This is a genomic window from Neokomagataea tanensis, from assembly GCF_006542335.1.
Lineage (GTDB): Bacteria > Pseudomonadota > Alphaproteobacteria > Acetobacterales > Acetobacteraceae > Gluconobacter > Gluconobacter tanensis.
This window is the reverse complement of record NZ_CP032485.1, coordinates 943,772-957,172: the sequence shown is the minus strand read 5'-3', so window position 1 is coordinate 957,172 and position 13,401 is coordinate 943,772. Positions and strand designations below refer to the sequence as shown.

Annotated in this window: 9 protein-coding genes; 6 read left to right on the top strand and 3 right to left on the bottom strand. The window is 48.1% G+C overall.

The annotated features are described in order from the left end of the window. The first annotated feature begins 60 nt into the window (after positions 1-60). A complete protein-coding gene (locus tag D5366_RS04395) occupies positions 61-2,430 on the top strand; it encodes a hypothetical protein (RefSeq protein ID WP_141492455.1) in 2,370 nt (789 codons plus the stop codon). Between the two features lie 475 nt (positions 2,431-2,905). Next, positions 2,906-3,793, top strand: a complete 888-nt coding sequence (locus D5366_RS04390; RefSeq protein ID WP_141492454.1) for a hypothetical protein — start codon at positions 2,906-2,908, stop codon at positions 3,791-3,793. A gap of 69 nt (positions 3,794-3,862) precedes the next feature. Here D5366_RS04390 and D5366_RS04385 read toward each other — a convergent pair whose 3' ends face one another. Further along, positions 3,863-5,221, bottom strand: coding sequence for a hypothetical protein (locus D5366_RS04385; RefSeq protein WP_141492453.1), 1,359 nt, complete (start codon positions 5,219-5,221; stop codon positions 3,863-3,865). Between the two features lie 803 nt (positions 5,222-6,024). Here D5366_RS04385 and D5366_RS04380 point away from each other — a divergent pair. The 4 genes from D5366_RS04380 to D5366_RS04365 all read left to right on the top strand — a co-directional run bounded on the left by D5366_RS04380 (position 6,025) and on the right by D5366_RS04365 (position 10,676). Beyond that, positions 6,025-6,399 carry an HAD family hydrolase gene (locus tag D5366_RS04380; RefSeq protein WP_141492452.1) on the top strand — a complete coding sequence of 125 codons (375 nt, stop codon included), beginning with the start codon at positions 6,025-6,027 and terminating at the stop codon, positions 6,397-6,399. Continuing rightward, a complete protein-coding gene (locus tag D5366_RS04375; protein ID WP_141492451.1) occupies positions 6,396-8,021 on the top strand; it encodes a capsular biosynthesis protein in 1,626 nt (541 codons plus the stop codon). The genes D5366_RS04380 and D5366_RS04375 overlap by 4 nt, the downstream gene beginning before the upstream one ends. Continuing rightward, on the top strand, positions 8,018-8,740 hold the full coding sequence (locus D5366_RS04370; protein WP_141492450.1) for a glycosyltransferase family 2 protein: 723 nt from the start codon (positions 8,018-8,020) through the stop codon (positions 8,738-8,740). Before D5366_RS04375 ends, D5366_RS04370 begins: the two co-directional genes overlap by 4 nt. Before the next feature lie 85 nt (positions 8,741-8,825). After that, positions 8,826-10,676, top strand: a complete 1,851-nt coding sequence (locus D5366_RS04365) for a discoidin domain-containing protein (RefSeq protein ID WP_141492449.1) — start codon at positions 8,826-8,828, stop codon at positions 10,674-10,676. Between the two features lie 407 nt (positions 10,677-11,083). On the opposite strand, the gene aroE is transcribed toward D5366_RS04365, so the two are convergent. Together aroE and D5366_RS04355 are read right to left on the bottom strand one after the other, a co-directional pair. Further along, positions 11,084-11,932: a shikimate dehydrogenase gene (aroE, locus tag D5366_RS04360; protein WP_141492448.1), complete on the bottom strand. Its 849-nt coding sequence runs from the start codon at positions 11,930-11,932 to the stop codon at positions 11,084-11,086. A 47-nt stretch (positions 11,933-11,979) separates the two neighbouring features. Next, positions 11,980-13,392, bottom strand: a complete 1,413-nt coding sequence (locus D5366_RS04355) for a carbohydrate porin (RefSeq protein ID WP_240775382.1) — start codon at positions 13,390-13,392, stop codon at positions 11,980-11,982. Between the last annotated feature and the right edge of the window lie 9 nt (positions 13,393-13,401).

Sequence of the window (13,401 nt, the reverse complement as noted above, 5' to 3'; positions counted from 1 at the left end):
TATTTTACCTCGTAACTAACGCTTCAGCCCGAGCTGAGTGTTCGTGTGGGAGATTTGCGCGTGAAGACAAAAAAATTCGCCCCTTTCCAAGCTTTTAACCGCCCTTTGATAATAAGTAATATTGAAAGAAGTGCTGTATTAAGTATGCTATTCGGTGCTGTTTCCAGCACAATAGGTATTGCTAACGGTGCAGATACCAATCAAAATTTGTATTACACGGATAGTAATGGTCAGAAAAAGCCATTAACGGTATTGTCATCTCTCGATATTTCCGGGAAACCTTTAGTATCAGCCTATAAAGATACTAATAATCAATGGCATAAAGTTGCGCCTTCTATCATGGTATGCGGTGTTGGTACGGATGGAAGCCCTGTTGCGTGTCCTTCTGTCGCCGATACAGTTGCGCAGGCAATAAAAGCAAACGCGCCTAACGGCATTGCGGCGCTTAATGCGAATGCTGAGGTGACATCCCCTATATCTACAGCGTCAGTTGTATCGTCAAAAGACTTACGCGTCGTACCTATTATGGGTAACAACTACCCCAACACCACAGGACCACAAGCGGTCCAGCTCCCGGGTTATACAATGTGGTACGGCAACCAAATTGGCCTTGGCCGTTATCCGGATGGTTCACAACCCAGTGGATATAATACGGTTGGGGACTGGTGGACGACACCTCCGGAAACACTTCATCTTGGTGGCCAGTCTGAGGGCGCTTCAGGTTATCTTAATGTTCATTGTTCGCCATATGGTGGTTCTAATGCCGGGACATGCTCCCAAATCATGTTGGGCACCCCTAACATCCAAGGACAAGCGGCTGGCTTAGGACCGGGCGCAACCGGAATCGCAAATTATGATAATTTCGATGCCACGAACCAAGTGCTGCAAGCGACGAATTCAGTGCCGCTTTTTGTTATTACATCGAACACGGCAACAAATGTTTTTCCGCCTGCTAGTGATGGTCTCGACCATACACCGACTTTTACAGCGAGTGGTGCAACATTTGCCAATCCTTTGCCTGCTGATATGTCAAATTGGCTTGTTGGTCACCAGCAGGGTATCCGGCTAATGACCAACGAAATTGGTTGCCAGACGTGCTCCATCCAGACTTATGCGGGGGTTGTTTCAGGCGTTTCGACCAACTCTGCGGGCCTTGTCACAGGCTTGAAAGTTGCTGCATGGCAGGTCTTTAATAGTAAAAATACGACGCAAGGTCAGATTCCTGGCGTATCAACAACGGATAACTCTAAGCCTTCGCTTGATACGACATGGAGTAACTTTGGTGCGCCGGCTATTATGGTCGGTGTTTATACAAAAGCATTTAATATGTATTCGTTGTGTACGCTGGATGGTGCGACCCCTTCTAATGGGCGTGGCGATATTAACAGCCCCTCAGGCGGAGCTAATAATCAGCTTAGAACGTGTGAAGGTTGGGAGATGGATCTTTGGAACAATGATCCTGTTAATTTTCGCCCTAATCTCCACGGTCTAACAGTCGCATTTAATAAACTTCCGCGCGCTGGACAGCCTTCTTACGATTCTTTCGATGTTAATGCAGCAGGTGCAAACAGTATTTCCTATGAGCAAAGTGGTGAATACTGGACATTGCCTTTCTCTGGCATTAACTTTTCTGTCTCAGGCTATGAGGGAACACCGCTCGCTGCAGGGTCCGTCAAAAACGTAGTTCAGTGGCGTCAGTCCGAGCGCGTTGGCTATGAAAGTGATGGTGGCTGGCCTCGGAACAATATTATGCCGGGGATTTGGACTGTTCGTAACGTTGCGGCAGGTTGCACTGGTTGCAATGACCCGAATGGTTCGAGCAAGGATATTACGACGAATATTGGCGTACAAGTCGATTGGTATGGTGCCCAAAATCGAGGAGTAAATGGCGACCCCCTTTGGAATGGCACGACTCAGGAGCATATCGAGCTAAATCCGAAATCGAGCCCAAATGGTATTAACCTGTGTAATGGTGCGCAAACAGACAAGGATTGCTCACTTCGCGTTGCTAATAGCGGCGTTACACTTGCACAAGGTTTGTCCGCCGGGGCTACTATTAACACAACAGGGGATTTGAGTGCGCAGGGGGCGCTTCGTGCTGGAGGCGGTATCCATTTATCATCTGCAAATCCCGTTATTACTTTGGATACTGGCGCTGCCGATGGGAATAATACTGCAGTACAATTTAAGTATGATCTCCCATCAAATACGATTTATTTTACGAATAACCATTACGGTAATAACTGGCGCTTTGTCGGGCCTGTTACATCAACGTGGAATATGACGGCAAATAGCTTTATTGAGACGCTTTCAACGCCTGCATCATCCTCAGCAAGCTGCACCGCCGGACAATTCACTGATGACGCCAATTATCATTACGTTTGTGTCGCAGCAAATACATGGAAACGTGTTGCGCTCAGTTCATTCTAAGAACAGCTAGTACGTTAAATCTCTGCCGTTTTTTGCAGTCGCTTTTCGCCCAAGGGCGGCAGAGATTTTACTTAAAGCAGGCGCCCCTTATTCGGAGGGATAACTTACTTAAAGTTCTAAGGTTCGTCGGAAAGGAACTTGTTCCTCAGTTAAGCCTAGTCTTCAAGACAAAGCTTTAGGCCAACAAAAATCGGTAGATTATTTTTGCGCAATAACCTCAATACACAGAATAATTGAGGATCATACTCGGCTTTGGATGGACGTACGCTTTATAACGCGTATTGTATTGCTACGATGGTACGTGATTGAGGTTTATCCTAAATTGCGTGACTAACGACAATGTTAACCGCAGTACATTGACCAAGTATAAGGCCGTTTACACCGCTTTCGTCGCTAGAGTATCTCCCACGTGCAATCAGGCAGTTGAGCAAAAAATATGAAACAGTGCTTTGTCATACCGGTTCATACGTCCAAAATGTCCTACATTGTGGCCAAGTTGAACAGCTACCTTGCGCATACGCCTGAGGCGAACCGTAAGGATACGGCGTTTATTATTGGCGCAAGTGATCTGGGGCAAATACAGCTTTTAACGGGTCTTTTACAAAGCTTTCTCACTGTATTGGATATTCAGTTCGTCTCTGTTTTCGATTATCTGGAATCCGAAGTTTCATCGCCTGAATTGACCAGGAAATATGCTGAAAATCACGATGGTTGTGCCGTAAACCTCAAAAAATTTCTTTTGATTCGTTATGCAATTAATAGAGGCTACAAATACGTTTGTTCGCTCGATGACGATTCAGTCTTTGTGCGGGATACGGCTGGGCTGTTCCCCGCCATGATTGAGAATTATCGCAAAGCAGATTACTTCGCCTCATCCGACGCTCCGTTTGGTGACGTCCTTCCAATTGTCGATAAATGCATGTCGTACTTTGCGGATGGTGAGCTTACTAACCTTGTTCGTTCATCTTGTGACAATGGCCGCCTGTTTTCGTGGTTTTTTGATGCCCCACTATACGAAGCGAATGATTACCTCGCGTTTCAGGCAGAAATGGTGGAGCGTTCAGGTGGGTTGGCTGAGTGGCTGTTAAAAACAAACTGGCACTCGTTTGAGCATTTGATCTTTATCTATTGGCGCTGCCTGAAACAGAGAGCGCAACTGCACGACATTGCGAAGTTGGGAATCCGCCATAAGGTGGAGAGCCTCCGTCGTGACCATTTGGTAAAGATTTTTCTGAAATTCGGTTATTGCCCGGTATGGGTTTACATGTGGGAATATATGCACGCGCCGAATGTCGTGGATATCTTACCTGACTTATATCTTTGTTCTCATGCAGACCGTGTTTATCCGCCGCAAAACCCCTAAGCTGCGGAAGTGCGTGGGGGGACACCGCCCCCACGCGTATAGGCTTTTGTCCGATTTACGTGAGCAATATTAGAGTTTTGAAAAACGCCGATAACCTAGGCGCATATTCCTGAAAACTAAGCTTGGTGTGCCTTCTCCGGGTTCTATCCCGTACGTTTTAATGCTGCCGATTGAAACAGACTCGTGATAATTTAAGAAAATAACTTTGATGTGGTGAAAGCCGTTTTCATCACGAGGGCCAACACGCACGTCGATGCAGTTAATGCTTTTTACGATGTCCATATTGGCTGACACGGCACAAATATCGTGGCCGCCCCATTGGTTAACTAAAAATCGCGTTTCATCTTTTAAAAAGCGGACATCCATCTCTAGCATGACGACGGCGTGATCTAGGGAGTGGTGCCGGTACCGCATCAAGTGGTAGCGATGGTCAGTTCCATCGCAAAAAACTAAGTCCCCGTTCTGTTCGCGCGATGTAGATGCATCGTCCTCGTGGGACGTCCAGTCATCGAACGTGCATGGCAATATGCTCCAATCCTCTGCGAGTGGTGCCCGAGAGGTAACGCGCTGTAGAAGGTTTTGCGCTTCTTCAATTTCAGAAGCAAATTGCTGCTCGAAGGGTAAGTCTGGCTGGATGAGTTCCCCTGCATCGTGGACATAGCCGTTGTCAGCTATGCGCGGTATGCCGTCACGCTCACACGAGATGCCTGGAAATTGCGGAGCAAGGCGTCTTTCGAGGATATACCGAATAACGAGCATGTTGAGGTTTGATTGCTCTGGGCAGAACCACCGATAAGAATGATGGAATTCATCATCCCTCGGCGGGAGAATGTAACGCTCTTGCATGCATAGAGCGAGCCAGTTCAAGAAGAACTGCTGCGTCGTTTTTGTGACGCGCGCCATGATGTTGTTGACGATCAAAAGTGGGTAAACGTCAGCCAGTTTAGCGTCGAGCGCAATATCGTGGATTTGGTTAGCTTTTGTGTAGTCCCTGCTGCGCAGATTATGCCCGGGCTGTTCGCGGCCGATGTAAAAATCGCGGTCGTTGAGGCAAACGTCTACAAGATTCTTGTAGTCCCGAACATAATTGACCAAGCCGTGATATTTATGAACATTCCCATCCACATAGATAAGAATGTCACCTTCTTTCATGGAGGCGAGTTCATGGAGAATGATAAAGGGCTTCCATGCGGCAAAGCCGACTTTGTGCAAAAATGGGTTGTTTGGAAGACTGAGCGCATCGGGATATTCGCGTATGAGTTCGCTTACCCCAAGCCCTCTTAAGACTGAGGGCGAGTATATTTTAAAGTCTGCGCCAACGTTGCGCGCTTGTTCCTGCAAGATACGGGCGGAAGTTGTTAGGTCGTATCCAGTATCGTAGTTCTGCCCCTCTGAGATGAAGCTGATGACTCTAATAAACGGTGCCATAAATTACGATCTTCCTAAACAGAACCGCGTTGGCGCTCTCTTTTTCAGGTTATAAACCCAATCAAGGCAAGCGATGACTAAGGATATCTAGTGAACTAGGTTAGCGAAGCATGATGCATAAGGCGAGCATCAAAATTATAGAGCTAGTACGATATTATAGTGTTAATGTTCCCTTATATTGGTGTTGAAGGGACGTTTAATTTTACCAAGATACGATGCTTAGAAGCTCGAACTAGGCAGTGATGCTTTACTGGCTTGTAGATTTCCACCGTGACGCTGAGCGTATGGGGTAGCTTTTGATGGTTCGGTAATTTTGTATCAGGTTTGATTTAAGCTTTAGGTTATCTCACCCCGGTCAAACCCATTAATGGTAAAAGGACGAGTTATTTTTTAGATTCGATGATCCCATTTTGTGTCGACGAGGTGGGGCTGTCCTGAAGTTTACCTTTAATGACCTCTTTTGTAGAAAATTGTTATCCAGTACAGAATTAAAGCGCAGCATAAAGTTTCCTATTTCTGTAAAAATATTTGCTAAATTTGTTTAATTCTAGTCGTGTTATGCTTAACCCTGTGGGGAAGCAGAAAAATGGCAACACGGAATAACCAATAGACGGAGCAAATACTTACAAGTATTTTTTGTGTGCAGGCTTGATGACCATTGCCAAGCGTCTACCACTCTGTATTATCGGCATAACGTTATCTGAATTTGCGTCTAGTAGACACAGCAGGAATGAGTGGTTCGTCCGTGTATTGCTGCTGGAGTTCTAGCGTTGACGCAATGATGCTTTGGGGAAGCCAATCGGATGAAGCGACTAGTGGTAGATCTCGACGACACCCTGACGCGCCATAATTCGAATAACTCTTACGAAGACATGGAGCCCAATCTCCCGCTGATTGAGCGGCTGAGAGAATACAAGGCGCAGGGCTTTGAAATCCTCATCCATACTGCGCGGAATATGCGTACCTACAAAGGTGTTGTTGGCAAAATTAATGCCAATACTTTGCCTATCATAATTGCTTGGCTCACCAAGCATGATGTCCCCTATGATGAAATTTACGTAGGCAAGCCTTGGTGCGGCACAGAAGGTTTCTACATAGATGACCGCGCAGTTCGCCCGTCTGAATTCCTCTCTCTCAGTTTGAGCGAGATACACGATCTGATCAGGACGCAAAAATGATCGATGTTTCTCCGATTGCACTCATTCTGTCGGGTGCTTCTGTAGGTACTGAGCTTGCAGCAGAGTTTGGCCTCCTGCCGCCGTCCTTTCTCCCGCTCGGAGTTGGGCGGATATTTGACTTTCAATTTGATAGTCTGCGCAAAGAGCTTCCTGATAATATTCGTTTGTTTATTACGGTTCCCGAATCGTTCGATATTCCCCCTCACGATCGGCAACGTCTCCGCGAAAAAGGGGTTACACCGGTCCCGGTCCCTGCGGAGCTTCAATTAAGCGAGGCAATAGTCTACGCGATCAATGTGATCGGTGCTTATGCTTGCCCTATTCATATTCTTCATGGCGACACAATCCTTGGGCAGATTCCAACGGGTACAGACATCGTTGCTGTTCGTCCGGGCGGCGATGACTACTCTTGGGCTGCGGTTCATCACGAAAACGGGAATGTTGTCCGCCTCGAAACATTAGCTGCAACAGACGACAAGCCGGCTGATACCCCGATTGCATGTGGTTATTTCGCGTTTTCCAACGGGGCCGAACTTGTGCGGGCGTTCAGTCAAGCTCGCAGCAACTTTGTCGACGGCATTAATCTCTATCTGACGCAGCACCCACTGCGTCTTGTTGAAGTCGCAGATTGGTTTGATTTCGGGCATATCCAAACATATTTTGCATCGCGACGCCTTGTAACGACGGCGCGCGCTTTCAATTCCCTTCAGATCACGGCGAATAGCGTACGTAAAATTTCCGCAGATACCTTCAAAATGGATGCGGAAGCTAAATGGCTGAACAGTGCTCCGCCCGCTCTTAGGCCGTTTACTGCACGGTTGCTTGATCATGGGCGAGATGGAGACCGCGCTTTTTACACTACTGAATATCAGTACGCGCCTAATCTTTCAGAGCTTTACGTGTTCTCTGAAATTGGCCGTACATCGTGGCGCAAAATTCTTGCATCCTGCGTTGAGTTTCTTGAGCTTTGTGCTCAATCGCCGGGCCCGAGCCCGCGTGATTCTTACACTCAGCAGCTCGTCGGTAATAAGACTTTTGATCGTATTGAGCGTTTTGCCCGTGAAACCGGTTTTGATGTGTCGAAGCCGCTTTCCTATGGTGGAAGGGCGATGCCTTCATTGATTGGGTTGGCCGAACAGGTGGCGCCGCTCATAACGTATGATCCGTCGATGCAGACGACGTTTATGCATGGGGATTTCTGCTTTAGTAACATTCTTTACAATTCGCGCAGCAGTCGGATTTCAGTGATTGACCCCCGCGGGTATGTGTTTGATGGCAAGCATGAACCCTATGGAGACCTGCGCTACGATATTGCCAAATTCGCTCATTCAATCGATGGGCTGTACGATTTGATTCTTGCAGGCCGTTACGAAATGGAGTGGGATCAAAATTACGCTTACGATCTGACGTTTGAGCGCTCATCCCAGCGGGCCTGGATGCAAGGTTATCTTAGTGAGATGACAATTGGCGGCTGCGCCGTAGCTGGGAATGACATACGCGCGATGACGATTAGCCTTTTCCTTTCGATGTTGCCGCTGCACGCTGACCGTCCGGACCGTCAACAAGCCTTCATCGCTAACGCCTTGCGTCTCTTCACCGCCTTAGACGGAGCCCCAGCATGATCGTTATTCCTATGGCCGGCTTGTCCAGCCGTTTTACACGTGCGGGGTATGATCGCCCTAAGTACATGCTCCCGCTGGGCGAGCAGACCGTCTTCGATCATGCCATATCTGGTTTTTCGGCTTTGTTCGAGACTGTACCGTTTTTGTTCATTGCCCGTTCCGTGAATGACACAGAGGCCTTCATTAAAGCAGCGACGGCTCGTATGAAGATCGCTGATGTTAGGGTTGTTATTCTCGATCGTGAGACATCCGGGCAAGCTGAGACCGTTGAACTCGGTATACGTGCGGCGAATATCGATGCAGATACCCCGCTAACTATTTTCAATATTGATACGTTTCGTCGGGACTTTACTTTTCCTGAGGCCCCTTGGTTTGCGCACTCGGACGGTTACCTAGAAGTGTTCCGTGGGGAAGGGGCGAACTGGTCTTACGTTAAACCAGGCGAAGAAACACACGAACCAATTGCGCTAGAAACAGCCGAGAAAAAGCCTATTTCTGATTTGTGCTGTGATGGTCTTTACCACTTCGCCCGCGCAGACGATTTTCTGCGTGCTTTGGAGTGCGAGCGTGCCTCCCCTTCAGCGCCAGAGCTTTATGTAGCCCCGCTATACAATCACTTAATCCAAGAAGGAAAACGCATTCATTACGACCTCGTCGCCGCTGATGTCATAACTTTTTGCGGTGTTCCTTCTGAATATGAAGCCCTGTTAAAGGCGTAAGCGTTACAAGGCTGATGTTGTGCGGTGCAGGAATTTGTCTGCGCTGCAAATTTATAAAAATACTCTCTAGCAGGCGGATAGTATAATGCTCGAAAAAACTTGGTTTCCAACATTTACTATTGATCTAAAAACCGAGCAAACAGTGAACGGCCTGTCGCTAACAGGTCTATCGCACGAGCAAAATGATCCAGCCTTATTTTCAATTTTAGCCTCGTCGGATGGGGCAAACTGGGCATGCGTTTTTTCGCGCACTACCCATACTCCTTTGCCTGACGACACTTGCGCAGTCATCTTTCAAGCGCCTGTTTTGGCGCGTTATGTAAAGCTCCGCCTTGACGGACAAAAACAGATCCATGACGTTACTATGGACGTGGTACTAGGTGTCGACAACGATCCCCGTGCGCGCCATGTCGACGATATTTTGGCATCTGCTGAGAAAACAGCATCCGAGAGTAAAGTCGTCCTAGCTACGCTCTTTAACGAGAGCGATGCATTTTTAATGATGTATTTGGACAATTTCCTCGCATTTACGCCGGATAATGTCAGCTTAGTCGTGAATTTCCCACCCGGGCGCAGCATTCCGCCTGAAGCAACCAGCCTTCACCCGCGGATTGTAATTTTCAACGGTTTGACTGAGCGCCAGAAATGGGGCGAGACGTTGATGCTCGGGCATCTTGAGTCGTTACAACTCGCTGAAAACCATTTCGACCGTTACGATTATTTTGCCGTGATGGCATCAAACAGTCTCTTTCATCGCCCTTTCAATTTGGCTTCGATCTTGGTCCAATTGGATTTGGGAAATGATGCTCCCCTTGGCTCGGAGCGGAGCTACGATAATGACACCCATGTACCCGTGGACGCTCTGCCGTCTAACGGAACGTGGATGTGGCAGCATTGTAGCATTGTTCCAGAAATTACCCGGTATTTTGACGAAACACTGGGCCTCAAGCATCTGTCTGTTACGCAGATCGAAGGACTATTTGCCACGCGGGAGAGCTGGCTTGTTCTACTTGCGTATAAAGAGGCAATTGCCGGTCTGGGGCAGTTTTGTAATAACGGCCCAATCATGGCTCTTGAGGAGCTTTTGCCTCCATCCATCTTTCGGCAACATGCTTCCGGACAGTTTGTTCATCTTTGCCATATGCTTTGGAAAAAGGCGCGCGAAGTAACGGTTACCGATCTCGTCGATTTAGGGCCTAATCTACCAGACCATATTTGCTCAATGAAGTGGTTCGCCCGTGATGGGCAGTCTGCGTCAACGCTTGCTGTAACGACTTCTTGGGGACGAGAGCTGATGGGCTTGACGCCAACAGCCACTCTCGGAAATTCAGTGACTCGTCTTTTAACGCTCCGAGCCATGGCAGACGCAGCGGAAAAACACGTCCGTGCTACATCCCTTACGTGTAACTGGTGGAAGCCGGACGTTGAACGGCAAGAAACCGCTTTGCGTTGGGCAACGAGCACTTACCATGCGTACCGTCAACGCTTTGATCTTCCGGTTCAGGTTGGGGTACAAGAGGAGCCGCATTCTCCCGCTCATTTATATTTTGAAAATACCGGCGACGTCATCGATTTAACGTTGTTCTTAAGTGATGCTGATGAAACGCGTAGCGTTTTACATTATGGCTGTTTTTCCAACGCCGGGCAAAATGCACACCGCCCAGTTTTGCAGGCATATCTCTATCTGACTTCCTTTCGCCCCAACAGCCACTTCCGTGTTTCGGTCACGGAGGAAGAGTTTTCAACAATCACGCAATACGCTGGCTTTGTCTTCTTCAATGGGCAAGATTACATGCGTAAAGCAGCTGACTTAGTCATTAAAACGGCGCAAGGGCGAGATCTTTATTTCAAAGTTGACAAGCAAATTTGCTGGTTGGGCATTCCTGTTTTCTCGTCGCATGCAGCAAAATTAGAACTTTCAGTCGTGCACGATTGAGCATTGAATGGGTCGGTAAACGATGGACGGCCATAATAGCGCGTGGTTCCTGTCGAGTCATTTTGGTTGACTGCGCGCAATGTCGACAGACTTAATTAACGGTCGCAATTTCATTTTCGGTCCAGTGTCGAACGTTATCTAATTTGGTGGATTTGTACGGCAACAAGATACCGCAATCTGCACTGGAGGCTTTAGCCACGAATGTCCTCGGACAACGTGGCAGTCTTATTTTGATCTTCATATACCAATTTGAATGAAGATTTCGCTTTAATGGTAAGAATTGTTTAGATGATATGGAATAGTTTCTTTTCCAACATTGCCGGTTAGTATGTTTGTTGTAAAAATTTTGATTTTTGAAAATTAAAAAGGGCACATAATATCTCTATTATGCACCCATGTGTTGAGTATTAACCAAATATATCTTTTAATGTCTTTGTCATAACATCAAAATCAAGCGTTTTATTGAGCCAAATTTCAACGCCAATCTGACCTTGGTTTACCAACATGCCTAAGCCATCCAGAGTTGTACAACCCTTGCTATCAGCTTCACGCAGGAGGCGGGTTTTAGGAGGGTTAGGAATAACATCGGCAACAATTAGACCTTTGCGCAGAGTGTCTAGAGCGATTGGAGGCAAAGCCTCCGCATCTCCAAGGCCGATAGGCGTGGCATTGATAGCGATGTCGATGTCTTCGCCAATGCTGTAATCACCTTCCCATTTACCAGCCGTTGCTTTGCAATCCGTATTGTCATTAACGATTTTGGCAATCGTTTCAGCTTTCTTCGGGTCACGGTTGATGATGGTTAACGTTTTTGCGCCGGCGAGTGCAGTTTCGACAGCAATTGCGCGTGCTGCTCCGCCTGCACCGAGGAGCAAGAGGTTTTTTCCTTTTGGGTCAGTCACAGTTTTTAAAGAGGCTAGAAAACCCTTGCCATCCGTGTTGTGGCCTGTGAGGCGTCCGTCTTTGATGGAGGTGCAGTTCACCGCGCCGATGATGCGTGCGGATTCAGCAACGTCATCCAAGTGCTCCAGAATGGCCACTTTATGGGGGATGGAGCAGTTAAAGCCAGCCCAGCCCATGGCGACAGCGCCTTTAATGGCGTCTTTCAGGTTTTCTGCGGGAACATTACAGTTGATATAACGCGCGTTGAGGCCAGCTTTCTTGTACCCCGCTTCGATCATCGCAACGGTGGGATTATCCCCACATGGGGTAGAAAAGGAGCCTGTAAGAATGCTCAGAAAATTTTGATCACTCATTGAAGCAACGTCCTTTGGGTTGCGTGTGAAAGAGGGGGCAAGATGGATTAGAACCCCACGGTAAATTGTCCACCCAGCACCAAGGCATCTTTGAAACGCGTTGTTGCGCCGGGGTGTTCCAAATATTGCATGTCAGCTTGCAGCGCGGCAGCTTTGTGGATGTGTATGCTGTAAAACGCTTCGTAGCTGTTTTCCCAGTTTTGAATGCCCCAAACTTGTCCCCACTGGTTGGAAAGAAAAGCGCGATTCAAAGCGAGAGAAGATTCCTGCTGGAGAGAGACGCTGCGGCTCATCTGCATATGCTGCATCATGACACCCGCCTGATCGCCGGGGCGGTGCCAGGGTGTGCCGCTTTCAATCAGAGCAAGCCATTCATGGTCACGCATGGCGGTGATTGTACCAGAGGAATAGCCGACGCCACCAAGAACGATCAGCCCATTGGCAATACCTGGACCGTTCCGAATGAGCATTTGGTCAAACATAAACCACGCCGTTTTCATACCAGCCAGTTGGCGGGGAGCGAGGCCGGATGCTTGGTAAGAGTTGCCGTATCGGTCTTCATAGAGTGCAGGATAGGTCGAGTTATCGTACCAAGCCCCTATTTTATAGTTGCCACGTAGTTTGTGTGGACCAAACTCAGGCATCCAACCAATCTCAACCTGCGACGTGACTCGGTTCAAGGCCAAACCGTCCTGCAACATAGCCCAACCTGAGATGCCGCCATTGTAACTATGTGGTGAGATGGCAAACACGCCACCTTCAATATAAGTTTGTTCCGTCGGGCGGAGGCGCAGTACGCCGCCGAGGTTGCCGGATGGCCAATCACGCCCACCAGGATTGTATTTGCCGGGGGCAAAGTTGCTGCAGACCGAGACGTTCATAAAAGAGCATGCGAGGTAGTCGTAGGCAAAAAAGCTGCCTGTTGGGATGTCCCCTAATGAGAGAATGATACGGTCATTTAAAAAGGCTTTGTCAGCATATAACTCTACAAGATGGGCGACTACGTTACCGCGCGCTCCGTAAATTTGCTCTGGATTAGTTACAGAATCGCCAAGCGTATGACTGAAACTTTGGCCGTTGCCATTTACGACGAGGATATGCGTCCAAAAAGCGGGGATACCGGCAAGTTGCTGCCAATCAATATCAACCTCTGCAGCAACCTGACCGGATGGAACGGCTGAGCGGGTGCGGCCACCTGTCACGTTGCCCATGAACTCTTGGTTAAACATGAGGCTCGTAAAAATCCCGTGTTTGACCATCCAACTTTGTGCGCCGCCCCAGTCACCAAAAAGGTGGGGGTTGCCGTAAAGGCTTGGAATAAGTGGACCTACATTAAAGGTCCCGGACCCATCCATCACAAAGGCCCGTGCTTTATAAAGTGTCGGTGTATAAAGGTTATGAGCTGTTTCTGTTTGTGCGTGTGTCTTTGACGCGAATATGAAAATACAGGCTAGGGCCATCACCGATGT